The organism is Breznakia pachnodae (genome assembly GCF_030814225.1).
Taxonomy (GTDB): domain Bacteria; phylum Bacillota_I; class Bacilli_A; order Erysipelotrichales; family Erysipelotrichaceae; genus Breznakia; species Breznakia pachnodae.
The window spans coordinates 109,037-124,927 of sequence record NZ_JAUSUR010000007.1 but is presented as its reverse complement, the minus strand read 5'-3'; the positions used below and the strand labels follow the sequence as shown (position 1 = coordinate 124,927).

14 protein-coding genes are annotated in these 15,891 nt (G+C 33.5%); 12 read left to right on the top strand and 2 right to left on the bottom strand.

The window, feature by feature from the left end; translation table 11 throughout:
* Positions 1-6 precede the first annotated feature (6 nt).
* The 12 genes from J2S15_RS16665 to J2S15_RS16610 all read left to right on the top strand — a co-directional run bounded on the left by J2S15_RS16665 (position 7) and on the right by J2S15_RS16610 (position 14,183).
* Positions 7-1,578, top strand: coding sequence for an ABC transporter ATP-binding protein (locus J2S15_RS16665; protein ID WP_307410372.1), 1,572 nt, complete (start codon positions 7-9; stop codon positions 1,576-1,578).
* 1 nt (position 1,579) lies between these two features.
* Positions 1,580-2,407 carry an ABC transporter permease gene (locus J2S15_RS16660; protein WP_307410370.1) on the top strand — a complete coding sequence of 276 codons (828 nt, stop codon included), beginning with the start codon at positions 1,580-1,582 and terminating at the stop codon, positions 2,405-2,407.
* Positions 2,404-4,269, top strand: a complete 1,866-nt coding sequence (locus J2S15_RS16655) for an extracellular solute-binding protein (protein ID WP_307410368.1) — start codon at positions 2,404-2,406, stop codon at positions 4,267-4,269. Before J2S15_RS16660 ends, J2S15_RS16655 begins: the two co-directional genes overlap by 4 nt.
* A 155-nt stretch (positions 4,270-4,424) precedes the next feature.
* On the top strand, positions 4,425-5,255 hold the full coding sequence (locus J2S15_RS16650) for an ABC transporter permease (protein ID WP_307410366.1): 831 nt from the start codon (positions 4,425-4,427) through the stop codon (positions 5,253-5,255).
* A 9-nt stretch (positions 5,256-5,264) separates the two neighbouring features.
* Positions 5,265-6,041, top strand: coding sequence for an ABC transporter ATP-binding protein (locus J2S15_RS16645; RefSeq protein ID WP_307410364.1), 777 nt, complete (start codon positions 5,265-5,267; stop codon positions 6,039-6,041).
* Positions 6,038-6,436 (top strand): glycerol-3-phosphate cytidylyltransferase, encoded by a 399-nt coding sequence (tagD, locus tag J2S15_RS16640; protein ID WP_307410362.1) that lies wholly within the window; start codon positions 6,038-6,040, stop codon positions 6,434-6,436. Before J2S15_RS16645 ends, tagD begins: the two co-directional genes overlap by 4 nt.
* 43 nt (positions 6,437-6,479) lie before the next feature.
* Complete coding sequence (locus J2S15_RS16635) at positions 6,480-7,673, top strand: CDP-glycerol glycerophosphotransferase family protein (protein ID WP_307410360.1); 1,194 nt, start codon at positions 6,480-6,482, stop codon at positions 7,671-7,673.
* Positions 7,674-7,688: 15 nt separating this feature from the next.
* Positions 7,689-8,792, top strand: a complete 1,104-nt coding sequence (locus tag J2S15_RS16630) for a CDP-glycerol glycerophosphotransferase family protein (RefSeq protein WP_307410358.1) — start codon at positions 7,689-7,691, stop codon at positions 8,790-8,792.
* 1 nt (position 8,793) lies between these two features.
* Positions 8,794-9,255: a hypothetical protein gene (locus tag J2S15_RS16625; protein WP_307410356.1), complete on the top strand. Its 462-nt coding sequence runs from the start codon at positions 8,794-8,796 to the stop codon at positions 9,253-9,255.
* Between the two features lie 313 nt (positions 9,256-9,568).
* Positions 9,569-12,088, top strand: a complete 2,520-nt coding sequence (locus tag J2S15_RS16620; protein ID WP_307410354.1) for a ribonucleoside-diphosphate reductase subunit alpha — start codon at positions 9,569-9,571, stop codon at positions 12,086-12,088.
* 13 nt (positions 12,089-12,101) lie between these two features.
* On the top strand, positions 12,102-13,145 hold the full coding sequence (locus J2S15_RS16615) for a ribonucleotide-diphosphate reductase subunit beta (protein ID WP_307410352.1): 1,044 nt from the start codon (positions 12,102-12,104) through the stop codon (positions 13,143-13,145).
* A 180-nt stretch (positions 13,146-13,325) separates the two neighbouring features.
* Positions 13,326-14,183 carry a GNAT family N-acetyltransferase gene (locus tag J2S15_RS16610; RefSeq protein ID WP_307410350.1) on the top strand — a complete coding sequence of 286 codons (858 nt, stop codon included), beginning with the start codon at positions 13,326-13,328 and terminating at the stop codon, positions 14,181-14,183.
* 29 nt (positions 14,184-14,212) lie between these two features.
* Here the strand turns inward: J2S15_RS16610 and J2S15_RS16605 are convergent, their stop codons facing one another.
* Both J2S15_RS16605 and J2S15_RS16600 read right to left on the bottom strand, forming a co-directional pair.
* Entirely contained in the window at positions 14,213-14,716 is a 504-nt protein-coding gene (locus J2S15_RS16605) for a GNAT family N-acetyltransferase (protein ID WP_307410348.1), read from the bottom strand.
* 12 nt (positions 14,717-14,728) lie between these two features.
* Positions 14,729-15,829: a DNA glycosylase AlkZ-like family protein gene (locus J2S15_RS16600; RefSeq protein ID WP_307410347.1), complete on the bottom strand. Its 1,101-nt coding sequence runs from the start codon at positions 15,827-15,829 to the stop codon at positions 14,729-14,731.
* Between the last annotated feature and the right edge of the window lie 62 nt (positions 15,830-15,891).

Here is a 15,891-nt window from a genome sequence, read left to right as displayed (position 1 = left end):
TTGGAAATGAAAAAGTTAATTCAATTTAAGAATATAGTAAAAAGTTTTGATGATACATTAGTATTAAAGGGAATCAATTTAGATATATATGAAAATGAGTTTGTGACATTGTTGGGTCCTAGTGGATGTGGGAAAACAACATTGTTACGTATCTTAGGAGGGTTTCTTGACCCGGATGAAGGTAATGTGATTTTTGATAATGAAGAGATTTCAAACTTACCTCCATATAAAAGAGAGTTAAATACAGTATTTCAAAAGTATGCATTGTTTCCACATATGAACATATATGACAATGTAGCTTTTGGTCTGAAAATTAAGAAGATGAGTGATGATGTTATTCGTCAGAAAGTTACCAGAATGTTGAAGCTGGTTAATTTAGAAGGTTATGAGGACCGTAAAGTGGATCAGTTGTCTGGTGGTCAACAACAACGGATTGCGATTGCCAGAGCGCTTGTAAATGAACCAAAAGTGTTGCTTTTGGATGAGCCTTTGGGAGCACTTGATTTAAAGCTTCGTAAAGAGATGCAGTTAGAGTTAAAGAAAATCCAGCAGGAAGTTGGAATTACCTTTATTTATGTTACACATGATCAGGAAGAAGCACTGACAATGTCAGATAAGATTGTGGTTATGCGTGATGGGGAGATTCAGCAAGTGGGAAGTCCTACTGATATTTATAATGAACCAGAGAATGAGTATGTTGCTAACTTTATTGGTGAAAGTAATATCATTGATGGAATTATGAAAGATGATTACTTGGTATCATTTGATGATGATGACTATGAATGTATTGATTTTGGGTTTAAACGTAACCAGGAAGTTGATATAGTAATTCGTCCAGAAGATATTAATATTGTGAAACGCGGACAAGGAAAAGTGAATGGTAAAGTAAAATCAATGCTGTTCAAAGGTGTGCACAATGAGATTATTGTTGAGACTGCAAGAGGGAATCATGTAGAAGTTACAATGACGGTGTATGACAAGAAACCAGTGTTTAATGCAGATGCTGGAGAATATATTTCAGCAAACAGTTTCTATGTAGATATTCAGGATATTGATGAATTAACAGATGATGATATCATTGCACGTGCGGATGCACAGGCATGGGATGAAGCGGATGAAGATTACTTGTCACTATCAAAGATTGAATATGATATTCAAAAAGAAGCTGGTACATATCCAGTGACTTTCTCTACAAGTAAAGGTACAAGTATAACCGTAGAAATATTTGTGGTTAAACAAAAATATGTTATGGATGAAAAGAAACGAATTGGGATTGCTGCTTTTGATTTCTTTAAGACAATGGATGAAATTGAAGAGAGTCAGGCACTTGAAACCGATTTAAAAACTTGGGCAGATGCAGTAAGTTGGGATTTAGATACAGATGAAAGTGTAGAAATTCCTAATATTGATTACGATTTTGAAATTGAAGACTTAGTACCAGGTAAATATAAAGTATCGTTCTCTACAATTGGTAGAGAGTTTAAAATTCATACAACAAGAAGTGCAGAGGTAGATACAAATGTAGGTCTTGATTTTGCTCCAGAAGACATCCATGTAATGGAAAAAATGGGGTTCTAGGATGAAGAGTTATAAGAGGTTAGTTCAACCATATGTGGTATGGATCAGTATCTTTCTGATTATACCTATGGTGTTGATTGTATTATATGCAATCAGTGAACAGGGAAATGATGTACTTACTTTTCACTTCACATTTGATAACTTTATTCGTTTCTTTCAGGATACAGTATTTTTAGGAGTTCTATTTGATTCATTTCGAATTGCATTAGTAACAACGATTATCTGTATTTTGATTGGATATCCAGCAGCATATCTAATTAGTAAAATGAATGTGAAACATAATGCATTCTTTATATTATTAATTACATTACCAATGTGGATCAACATGTTGGTGCGCACCTATGCATGGGTTGGTATCTTAAGTGACAATGGAGTGATTAATCATTTACTTGGATTCTTTGGATTAGGAAAAGTGCATATGATTCATACGGAGTTTGCAGTAATTTTGGGGATGGTATATAACTTTGTCCCATTTATGATTTTGCAGATTCATGCATCGTTAGCGAAAATGGATAAGAGTCTGATTGAAGCGAGTAATGACTTAGGAGCAAATCGCTTTGAAACATTCAGACGTATTACCTTACCATTATCATTACCTGGTGTTATTTCAGGTATTACTCTTGTATTTTTACCAGCAGTTAGTAGTTTCTTTATTCAGAAGTTATTGGGTGGAGGAACGCTGTTAATTGGTAACTTAATTGAAAACTACTTTATTACGACAGGAGATTGGAACTTTGGTAGTGCCATCAGTTTGATTATGGCAATTATCATTATGATTTCAATGTTCCTGACAAATAGACTCGACAAGGATGGCGGTGATTCGCTATGAGAAAGAAGTTAGGATCAAAAGTATTCTTAGGATTACTAATGCTGTTCTTCTATCTGCCAATCATTTATATGATTGTATTCTCATTCAATAGTTCGAAATCACTTTCGAAGTTTGGTGGGTTCTCATTAAAATGGTATGAGCAGATGTTTGCGAATAAAACAATGATTGAAGCAATTTACTATACTTTAGTAATTGCCATCATTGCGACTGTAGTATCAACAATCGTTGGTACTTTAGCGAGTATTGGTTTATCCAAGTCACGTAAACTATTAAAAGAATTTGTATTGCAGGTAAATAACCTGCCAATTATGAATCCGGATATTGTAACTGCAATTGGACTGATGTTATTTTATACATCATTACATATTGAAAAAGGATTTATGACATTGCTGTTGGCACATATTGCCTTCTGTATACCTTACGTCATGCTGAGTGTAATGCCAAGGATTCGAAGATTGGATCCAAACTTGGCAGATGCTGCATTAGACCTAGGTGCAAGTCCGTTCTATGCGTTACGTAAAGTTATTATTCCTCAATTAATGCCAGGAATTGTGGCTGGTGCGTTAATTGCCTTTACGATGTCATTTGATGACTTTGTAATTTCGTACTTTGTAACTGGGAATGGAGTCAATAATATCTCAATTATGGTGTATACGATGTCAAAGCGGGTAAACCCTACCATCAATGCGCTATCAACAATTATCATTGCAACAATCACAGTTGCATTAATTGTAATGAATATTATTTCAATGCGTAAGAAAAAACACCCACATACTTCCTATCGCAAAGTGTTTATTGTAGGTGGACTTGTATTGGCAATTGGATTGTTTGGTTTGAGTTCTTTACGTTCGAAGAGTTCAAGTGATATTGACCCAATGGCAGAATATGGCTGTAATACATTAAATGTATTTAACTGGGGTGAATATGTAGGAGAAGATACGATTTCTGATTTTGAAGAGAAATACAATGTAAGTGTAAACTATTCGGTATTTGCATCCAATGAAGAAATGTACACTAAACTATTGGGAGGAGAAAGCTATGATGTGTTAGTTCCTTCTGATTATATGATTGAACGTCTGATTCAGGAAGATTTACTTCGTGAAATTGATTTAGATAAGATTACCAATTATGATAAATTATCTGCTAGTGTACTTGAACTTCCATATGATCCAGAGAATACGTATAGTATTCCATACTTCTGGGGAAGTGTAGGAATCGTATATAACAGTGAAACAGTGAGTAAAGAAGATGTCGAAAATGAAGGCTTCAATGTATTGAAGAATCCAAAATACAAAGGTCGAATCTATGTATATGACAGTGAACGTGATTCGTTTATGATGGCTTTAAAAGCGCTTGGATATTCAATGAATACAACTGATCAAAATGAGATTGATGAAGCATATCAGTGGCTACGTGAACTGAAGAGTGAAAATGCTCCAGTGTTTGTAACTGATGAAGTTATTGATGGAATGATCAATGGTGAAAAAGATATTGCAGTTGTGTACAGTGGTGATGCAACGTATATCCATGATGAAAATCCATCAATGGTATACTATGAACCAGAGTCAGGTACAAACATCTGGTCAGATGCGATGGTAATTCCAAAGAACAGTGCATGTCCACTGCTTGCAGAGGAATTCATTAATTACAATCTGGAAGAAGAAGTAGCTTACAATAATTCACTTTATGTAGGGTATACTTCAAGTGTTGAATCAGTAATTGAACGACTAAAGGAAAATGAGTTCAAAGGCAACAATGCTTATATTCCAAGAAGTGATTACCCATTAGATGAAGTGTTCCGATATAACGAAGAAATAAAGAAAATATTGGCAGAATTATGGATAAAGGTGAAGGCGACATAAACGCTTTCACTTTTTCTTGATAAAAGGGCAATAAAGATGTATTATATTTGCAATATAAACTCCTTTATAAAAGGGGGATTATATTGTGATAAAGATTGTAAATATAGCATAAATGTTATAGAATATGTTAGATAAGGCATTGGGATGGTGAACATATGAAAAGTGTTTTTTTTGTTTTAAAAGAAAATATCGTAAATTTCCATCGAACATTATCAATAGCGAAATATGAATTAATCGCAGATATGCGTGATTCAAAGTTGGGAATCGTCTGGAATGTGTTAAATCCACTTATTCAGATTACAACCTATTGGTTTGTTTTTGGAATTATATTGAATAGAAACCGTGCTGTAGGAATGTCACCGAATGGCTATGGGATTTCTTACTTACCATGGATGGTAGTAGGAATCAGTGTTTGGTTTTTCATTAATCCTTGTATTGTAAAAGGATGTAACAGTATCTTTTCAAAACGTAAGATTATTTCAAAGATGAAATTTCCAGTAAGTATTTTGCCTGCAACAGTTGTAATGAAAGAACTGTTCAGTCATATCTTTATGGTTGCATTAGTTCTTGTTATTTTGGTGTTACGTGGACACAAACCAGATCTTATGTGGTTTCAGATTATCTACTACATGTTCTGTGCAGTCTGTTTTACGATTTCACTGGGAATGATTACAAGTGTATTAAATATGTTTTCACGTGATGTAAAAAAACTGATTAGTGCATGTATGCGTATGTTGATGTATTTAACTCCAATCTTATGGGAGTTTAAGAACTTAGGCGCAGACTTTGCACCATATAAAACATTAATGAAATTAAACCCTCTTTACTATATAGTTGAGGGATATAGAGGTAGTATTTTCTTCCATGACAGTTTCTTAAACCACCCTGCACAAACTGCATTTTTCTGGGGAGTCGTGATTTTCTTGTTTACTGTTGGTAGTATTCTGATGTACCGCTTTAAACATAAATTCATTGACATGCTGTAGGAGATAGTTATGGGAAATCAAAGTGTAATAAAGTTTGAACATGTTGACAAGGTGTTCACTTTAGAAAATAAAGAGAAGAAGTTATTTGCGAAGAAAAGAAGATTTTATGGATTGAAAGACGTAAGTTTTGAAATCGCGAAAGGTAGCATTGTAGGGATTTTAGGAAGTAATGGTAGTGGTAAAAGTACCATGTCCAATATCCTAGCGGGTATATCAATGCAGACCAGTGGTGAGGTTACAATTGTTGGTGAGCAGGCATTAATTGCAATCAAAGCCGGATTAAATGAACAGTTAACTGGAATTGAAAATATTAAGATGAAGGGTGCACTGTTAGGATTAAGTAAAAAAACAATCAATACAATTATTGAAGATGTAGTAGGCTTTGCTGAGTTGGGAGACTTTCTGTATCAACCAGTTAAAAAGTATTCAAGTGGAATGAAATCAAGACTAGGTTTCTCGATATCAATCGCGCTTGACCCGGATATTATTATTGTGGATGAAGCTTTATCGGTAGGTGATAAGGCATTTGCTGCAAAATGTATGGAAAAGATGGAAGAGTTAAGAGACTCTGGTAAAACCATTATCTTTATCTCCCATTCCATTGGACAGGTAAGAGATTTTTGTGAAGAAGGAATCTGGATTGAAAACGGAGTACTACAAATGCAAGGTGAAATTAATGAAGTAGCTGATGCATATGAAGTATATGTAGATGAGTTTAAAGCTCTTAGTAAAGAAGAGAAAAAACAAGTGAAACAGAAAAATATGGATGAAAGGATTATAAAATGAAAAAAGTAATTACTTATGGAACTTATGATTTATTTCATGTAGGTCATCTGAATATGTTGAAACGGGCAAAAGAATTAGGGGACTATCTGATTGTTGCTGTTTCAAGTGATCGTTTTAACTGGGAAGAAAAAGGCAAGAAATGTTTTGTGAAAGATGTTGATCGTGCTGCAATCGTTGAAGCGATTAAATATGTAGATGAAGTTATTTTTGAAGATTCATGGGAGCAGAAAAAAGAAGACGTTGTCAAATATGATGTAGATGTGTTTGTCATAGGTGATGATTGGGAAGGTGAATTTGACTTCTTAAAAGAATTTTGTGAAGTCGTATATTTGTCTCGTACTGAGGGGATCTCAACGACACAGATTAAAGAAGAACTAAAAAAGCAAGGAGAGTAATACGTTGAGAAGTTTGAGAAAGTTAAAGAGGAGAATTCGCAGAATGTTACGTAAAATTATGCGATTTATAAGGCGATGTGTCACATTTGTTTCTAAGATTATATACAAATTTATTAATCCTCGAGTGAAAGTAGATGATAAGACTATTATCTTTGTAGCTTATCATGGGAGAGGGTATTCCTGTAATCCTAAATACATTCATAAATATTTATTAACACAGGAACGATTTAAAGATTATAAAATGGTTTGGGCAGTTAAAAAGTTTAAAGTAACGGAAATTCCTGGGGCTAAAGTTGTACGTTATAATGGATTGAAATATTTCTATTATATGTCTAAAGCAAAATACTGGGTAATTAACTGTAAGATGCCAAAGCATATTATAAAAAAAGATGATCAGGTATATCTGCAGACATGGCATGGAACACCTTTAAAAAGGTTAGCACATGATATTCAGGCAAAAGAAGAAACAACATTCTATCGTAGTGAAATGACATTTGATCAAATGGCAAATACTTATGATAATGATGTGAAGAAGTATAACTATATGATTTCACCAAATCATTTTAGTACTGAAGTATTTCAAAGTGCATTTCGTATAAGTCGTAAGAAACTGATTGAAACCGGATATCCCAGAAATGACTATCTGACAAACATTACGGATCAGGAAATAGCTGAACTTCGTGAAAAGTATGAAATACCTGAAGATAAGAAAGTAATCTTATATGCTCCTACATGGAGAGATAATGCATATAATGCAAAAGGATATACATTTGAGTTACAGGCAGATTTCTATCGCTGGAAAGTGTTGCTTGGTGATGAGTATGTGCTGGTATTTAAACCTCACTATCTGATCATCAATCGATTCAAGCGTGCAGCATACTTGAAAGACTTTGTGTACAACATTGGTGCGAGTGCTGATATTAATGAACTGTATGCAATTGCGGATGTATTGGTAACCGATTATTCAAGTGTATTCTTCGATTATGCAAATCTGAATCGTCCAATGTATTTCTATATGTTTGATTTAGATGAGTATGCAGAAGAGTTGAGAGGGTTCTACTTTGATATTTATGAAACCCTTCCAGGACCAATTATTACAGATGAAAATGAATTATTAAAAACAATAAAAGAAGATACATATGATTATGATCGTCTGAAGGAGTTTAATGAAAAATTTAATTCTTTACAGGATGGTCATTCTACTGAAAAAGTAGTGAATATTGTATTTCCAAAATAGAAAGAAGGTGGCAAAATGAAACTTAAGAAAATGATAATCTATCTCATTTTAAGTTTTTGTCGCCTTTTTTTAGTCTTTATGAAACAGAATCCAAACAAGATTACGTTCATATCGCTGGAAAATGATACCTTAAGTGGAGACTTTTCCCTAATTTCAAATAAACTGAAACAGGATGGGAAGTATGAACTTCAATATGTATTGGTAAAGTTTGAAAAAACTTTACTAGGAAATATTAAATACTTGTTTGTTTGTATCAAACAATTCTTTGCAATTAATACTTCTAAGTTAGTACTGTTGGATTATAATAATTATGTTGTATCAAAGTTTAAACGTAAGAATGTGAAAGTACTACAGTTGTGGCATGCAACTGGTGCAATTAAAAAGTTTGGTAATGTAGTGAATCGTGATTATACAATTGAAAACTATGATTATGTTATCAGTAACTGTGATTACTTCGTAGAGCCATTTACACAGGCATTCAATGTAAGACCTGAGCAGGTAAAGGTAACAGGTATTCCTAAAACGGATCGATTGTTTAAGAAACGTAAGATTCAACAGGATAAGAAAACAATGTATAAGCAGTATCCACAAATTAAAGGACGTAAGGTAGTGTTGTATGCACCAACCTTCAGAGGTCGATTAATGGATGGATTACATGATGGATATATTAATCTTGATAAGATTCAACAATCTCTGGGTGATGAATACATCTTACTGTACAAGATGCATCCATTGTTGGAAGATAAGATTATTTCCAACCATAAAGATGTCATCTGTTGTAATGGAATGAGTATCAAACGACTGTTCTCAGTTACGGATATTCTGATTTCAGATTACTCAGCAATCATTCTTGATTTTTCAATCTTTATGAAACCAATGATATTCTATGTTCCGGATCTGGAAGAATATCGCAAGGATGTTGGATTGTTTGTGGATTATGAAAAAGAAATGCCTGGTCCAATCTGTAAGAGTGAAGATGAGGTTATAAAGATAATAGAAGATAATCGTTTTGATTATAAGAAAATAGAAGCATTTAAAAATAAATTCTTTAAATATCAGGATGGTAAATCCCTTGGTAGAGTTATTCATTTAATTGATGATATTATGGGTGGTGAATAGAATGAGAATAACAAGAGCGTTAATTGCCCTTATAGTGGTATGTTTAAGTAGTGGTTGTTTCCTTCTGGAACAAGATGAATTAATGGTGTGTGAGTATACACCACTGAATGGATCATTGAGTTATGAAGTATCATATCTAGGTGATGATATTCATGAGATTAAAATTGTTCATGAAAGTGATATTTCAATGTTTGATCAAAGTGTTAAAGATCAAAAACTTGATGATTATGAAAAAGAAGTGGATGAACACAATAAAGTAGATGGGTTGGATGCAGAACTAATTGTAGATAAAGATCTAGTAATGGTTATCATTGATGTAGATACAAAAGTATATGATGTTGATGAAGATGCACATAATATATTTGCAGTAGATTTTAATGAAGATGACTTTAAGACACCAAAAACATTACGTGATAAATTAGATACACATGATTTTAAATGTGATCCAGTTGTAAATGAATAAATTATAAAAAGAAAAAGAAGCACAATATTATGAGTGCTTCTTTTCCTTTGTGTGTGTTTATAAGGGGATAGAAATGTATGTAATAGGGATAACATACATGCAAGGTTTCTTCCTTGCACCTATATAATATAAAAATCAAGTCTATTAATTATGGACGATTTTTGTGAAAGTATGGGAAGTGAAATAAATTGCTCTATTAGGTTTATGAAAAAAGTATGAAATAAAATGTAAATTATAGAGAAGTTTGCAAAGCAAGTGAGTGGCTGAGACTTTTATACTTTAGTATACTGATATAAGATTGGAGTATAGGAGTATGAAAATATTAAAAAGAGATAAAACATTACAAGAGTATAATGCAGATAAAATACGTAAAGCGATACAGGCTGCATTTGTATCACAGGATTCACAAATTAAAGAAGATGAATTGGCTGTGATAATGGAAAAAATCGAAACGATTATAATGAATCGTGACGGTGAAATTAGTGTTGAAGAAATACAGGATATAGTGGAAGAAAAGTTGATGGAACATCAGTTCTTCAAAGAAGCAAAAGCTTATATTTTATATCGTGAAAAACATGCGCAAGAACGTAAAGTTCTTGATAATTTTTATGAGATTATTCATGATAAAGAGTTAATAACAGTTATGAAGGAAATTCAGAAAGAGTTTCGTGATGAAGTTTATTCATTAGAATTATTGTATCAGAAGTTCTCATCGTTTATCAAAGATGATATGAGTGGTGATGAGTATCTTGAGATGCTAATGAAAGCGAGTGCTGAATTAATCAGTAAGCAAGCTCCAAAGTGGGAGTTTATTGCGGCTAGATTTTTAAGTTACCAGCAGACAATCCAGGTAGATGCTATTATGAAGAAATTAAATATTACTTCATTTGCGAAGAAGATTAAATATCTGGAAGAAGAAGGATATTATGGTGAGTATATTCGTGAAGCATATACAGATGCAGAAATTGATGAACTGGAAGCGTATCTGAATGAGGAGCGTAATCACTTATTTACCTATAGTGGATTAGAACTAGTAGTAAAACGATATGTGATTCATGATAATGATCATGTTGTGTTAGAAAAAGTTCAAGAGATGTTTATGGGAATAGCTATGCATCTTGCGATTCCAGAAAAAGAAAATAAGGTTCACTGGGCAAAAGAGATTTATGATATTTTAAGTACGCTTAAGGTAACGATGGCAACACCAACAATGTCAAATGCCAGAAAACCATATCATCAACTATCTTCTTGTTTCATTGATACTGTAGGTGATTCATTAAGTAATATTTATAAGAGTGTAGATAATTTCGCGCAAGTATCGAAGTTTGGTGGTGGTATGGGACTTTACTTTGGTAAGGTTCGTGCCATTGGTTCAGATATTCGAGGATTCAAAGGTGCAGCAGGTGGAGTTATACGCTGGATTAAATTAGTAAATGATACAGCAACAGCGGTTGACCAGTTAGGAATGCGTCAGGGGGCTGTAGCCGTGTATTTAGATGTATGGCATAAAGATTTACCTGAGTTTCTATCGTTGCGTACAAACAACGGAGATGACCGTATGAAAGCACATGATGTGTTCCCAGCTGTATGTTATCCTGATTTGTTCTGGAAGATGGCGAAGGAAGATCGTGAAGCAACATGGTCACTAATGGATCCTCATGAAGTTCTGAAAGTAAAAGGATATTCATTAGAAGATTCTTTTGGTAAAGAATGGGAAGAAAAATATTGGGATTGTGTACAAGATCCACGTATTTCGAAACGTGAAATGAAGATCAAAGATATTGTACGTTTAATCTTAAAATCAGCAGTTGAAACAGGTACACCATTTACCTTTAACAGAGATCATGTAAATCGCATGAATCCTAACCAACATAATGGTATTATATATTGTAGTAACTTATGCACAGAGATTGCACAAAATATGAGTCAGATTGAAATGTTACCAAAAGAGATTGTTAAGATTGATGGCGAAGAAGTGGTTGTGGAAAGAACCAAACCTGGAGACTTCGTTGTATGTAATCTTGCATCACTAATTTTAGGTAATATGGATGTACAAAACCAAGAGGAACTTCAACATACAATTGATGTTGTTGTAAGAGCTCTTGATAATGTAATTGATTTAAATTACTATCCTGTACCATATGCAGAAGTAACAAACCAGAAATATCGTTCGATTGGACTTGGTACCAGTGGCTATCATCATATGTTAGCGAAACATGGTATTCAGTTTGAGTCGCAGGAACATCTGAAGTTTGTAGATGAAGTATATGAAAATATAAATTACTACACAATACAGGCAAGTATGAATCTTGCAAAAGAAAAAGGAAGTTACACATTCTTTGAAGGTAGTGACTGGCAAAATGGAGATTACTTCACAAAACGTGACTACAAAAGTGATCGCTGGCAAAAATTGCATGAAGAAATCAAAACCAAAGGTATGCGTAATGCGTATCTGATGGCAATTGCACCAACTAGTTCAACTTCTATTATCGCAGGAACAACAGCAGCAGTTGACCCAATTATGAACAAGTACTTCTTGGAAGAAAAGAAGGGAAGTATGATTGCAAGAGTTGCACCTGACTTGGATGGTAAAACTTATTGGTTGTATAAGAATGCTCACCAGATTGACCAAAACTGGGTTGTTGAGTCGGCAGGAGTGCGTCAGCGTCATATTGACCAGGCACAGTCTGTAAACTTATACATTACCAATGACATTAAGATGTCAGAGTTGTTGAAGCTGTATATTCGTGCGTGGGAAGTAGGAGTGAAAACACTTTACTATGTTCGAGGAAAAGCCTTGGAAGTAGAAGAATGTGAATCATGTGCATCATAGGAGGAAACAATACATGAGTGATTTAAAGAAGAAACCACTATTTAATGAGAATGGGGATCGTGATGTTATTAATCGTAAAATGATCAATGGAAATACTACTAACCTGAATGATTTCAATAATATGAAATATGGTTGGGTATCGGATTGGTATCGTCAAGCAATGAACAACTTCTGGATACCAGAAGAAATTAATATGAACCAGGACATTAAAGACTATCGTAATTTGAGTGAAGCAGAAAGAACAGCGTATGATAAAACATTATCATTCTTAATTTTCTTAGATAGTATTCAAACTGCCAACCTACCAAATGTTGGTGAATACATTACTGCTAATGAAATTAACCTGTGCCTTACAATACAGGCGTATCAGGAAGCAATTCACTCTCAGAGCTACAGTTATATGCTGGATACCATTTGTTCGCCAGAAGAGCGTACAGATATCTTGTATCAGTGGCAGGATGATGAACACTTATTAGCTCGTAACAAGTTTATTGGAGACTTATACAATGACTTCCAAGAACATAAAGATCGTTTTCATTTAGCGAAGACAATGGTTGCGAACTATATCTTAGAAGGTATTTACTTTTATTCAGGATTTATGTTTTTCTATAATCTTGGAAGAATGGGAAAAATGCCAGGATCTGTTCAAGAAATCCGTTACATCAATCGTGATGAAAATACTCACTTATGGTTATTTCGTTCAATGATTTTAGAACTGCAAAAAGAAGAACCCGATTTATTTACAGAAGAATATCTAGATATTTATCGTGATATGATTCGTGAAGGTGTAGAGCAGGAAATTAAATGGGGAAGATATGTAATTGGTGAAAATATAGAAGGTCTTACTATGAATATGGTAGAAGACTATATTCGTTACTTAGGTAACTTACGTAGTAATGGATTGGGATTAGGTTCACTGTTTGAAGGTTACGATGAAGAACCAGCTTCAATGGAATGGGTTAGTATGTATGCAAATGCGAATCTAATTAAAACTGATTTCTTTGAAGCAAAATCGAGTGCTTATGCGAAATCAGGAGCACTGGAAGATGATTTGTAATCCTTTAGTGAATATGATATAAATAATATAAGAAACAAGGAGGTGGTTACTATGAAACTAACTTATCAATGGATAAAATTAGAAAACATGTTACCCACTTTCCAAAAAAGACAAACGACATGGCATTTCTGATTTTATTCAGGAATGCTTTTTTATTTCGAGTGGGTGGAAAGAACGTAAATGATAATTAAACAATTAGAAACAAAAGAAGAACAAATTTCAATGACTTCAATGAGTGCAAGCAGTGATGCGCAAAATCAACAACTGGAAATCTTTTTAAATGAGAAGGTTGTTCAAAACAGTGACTGTTTTATAATGAAAGAAAAAGAACGAGTTATTGCCAGAGGTGTTCTGGCACATTCACATCTGGCATTTTTGACATTTGAAGATGAAGTAAAACAAAAAGACGCTGATAACTTTATTCACTATCTACTAGATAGCAAAACTATGGAAAATATCAGAGTACATTTATATTCTGATAAGATAAACTATGAAGTAACTTATAAAAGTTTAGAGCACAATGGTTTTAAAGTAATTCAAACCAAAAAGAGTCACATCATTAAACCAACAAAACAAGATATAAAAATTGAGTATGCATCGCTGCAAAATAAGAAAAATGATTTTATTTCATTATTTGAGCAGGTAACAAAAGATAATTTAGATAAAGATGTTTTGTATGATGTTGAAATGTTTGGTGTGCAGGAAGCTTCGAAGAAAATGTATGACAGTCTAAAAGAAACAAACTTTGAAGCCGATTTGTGGCTCTATGGTATAGTGAAGCAGCAGGTTGTCGGTTTTGTGATTATAACTCGAAATGACGTAGATACTGCTGGTATCGGATACATTGGTGTATTACCCCAATATCGTGGTAATGGTTACGCTAAAGAGTTGCTAAAGATGGCAATTGATGTAAGTTATCAAAAAGATGTAAAAGAATTGGTTGCTGATACGGATGTAGAAAATACACCAATGCTAAACGCATTATTAGATGTTGGCTTTGAAATCAGTTGTATGGAAACAGTGTTTACTCACAAATAAAAAAAGATCCCTATTTTTAAAATAGGGATTTACTTTATCTTATAGATATAAAAATTTAATGTGTGATTATCTTCATCAAACTGGTTTTTAAATTCAAACCCGCTAGATAGAAGTAAACGATTGGATGCCTGATTATCGCTTGATGGACATGCAGTGAAAATTTCATATCCATATACTGTATACATATGAGTCATAAAAGCAGGTAATACTTCTTTCATATATCCATTTCGCCAAAACTCTGGAAGTGATTCATATCCCAGTTCACCAGTTTTTATATCTGGTTGTAAATTCCATAAGCAAATTGTACCAATAAACTGATTATCTTCTTTTCTTAGTAAAACATAGCTATAAGATTGATTTGCAGATATGTCATCAACTAAACTTTGAAGTTTTGCTTTACTTTGCTCCAGTGTCATTGGCGAGGCAAAGTAATGTTTAGTTACATTTGGATCAGAACGCATTGCATAAAACCCATCTAGTTCCTGCATTGATAATTCCTGTACTCTTAATCTGTCAGTTTCAAAGTATTTCATAAGACCTCCGTTCTATTGATATTCAATTGTATAGTTTTCTTTTTCAAAAAACTTCATCATTTTTTTAGCTTTTACTTCAATCTTCTTTTTCTTTGTATCACTTAATTTGTGGAATAGGAAGAAGGTAAAGTTCATTGTTTTTCCCTTCATTGCATATCGCCAGGTTCCATATACTTTATTATCAATAAGCAATATCGCTTCTACTCTGGCAGAGGATTGCCAAATCTGTAATTCTTCTTCACGATTCACAATCCAGTCCTTGTGACTGTAGCAGACAAATAGAGGATCGAACTTACCTAAAAGGAATACTTGGTTCTTCTTATCAGAAAGTGTTTCTATATCGAATGATGGATCACTATAGTATGTACGATTCATATATTCATAAGCAGTAAACTCATCTTTTATTTCATCAAATAAGGTGGTTGCTAATCCTTTTTTTACTCCACTCCAGTGACAGAAGTCAGCTAATGTTGCAGGACCATATCCACGAAAGTAATCTTTCATAAAATACTGAATAGAAACATTTCGATTTTCTTTTGTATGTTTTAAAGTTGTATCTGTTATTTGACTATGATGAATATAATGTTTGGTATGTGGTTTTTCAGGGATTCCTGCGAAATGACCACTCATTGTATGAAATGGAAATAAAAAGTATTGAAAGTGTGGTTCCTCAATTGAATAATCGCCATTGTACTGAGTTACAACATTTTCAATTTCGCGTTTGGATATGACTTTCTTTTCTTCTCCCAATTTACGCATATTAGATACGATTTGATCAAACTGCTCACTGTTTTTATCACGCATTTTAGGAATCCATCTATTTTTATAAAAATAAACCTGAGACACATGAATCCAGTCATTGATTGTATACATATGAATGGTACCTCGCTGTCCCCATCCTTTTACTAACTTATGCTCTTTGTATAACTTGTCTAAGTCATGAAAACTAATCGATGGATGTACACGGTTAAACACAGCAATCTCAGTTGCTATATGCAGTTGTCCCTGGACACCGCACAATTCATCCACACATTCATGAATGCTTGAAAAAGGTTTTAGTAAACCATTATTTGTAAGTCTTGCTTTTATAATTATATCTCTTGTTAGTTTCATAATATCACCTGTAAATATCATATCATGTGTACGTGAAAAGAGGTATCTTAATTTAGTGGAGT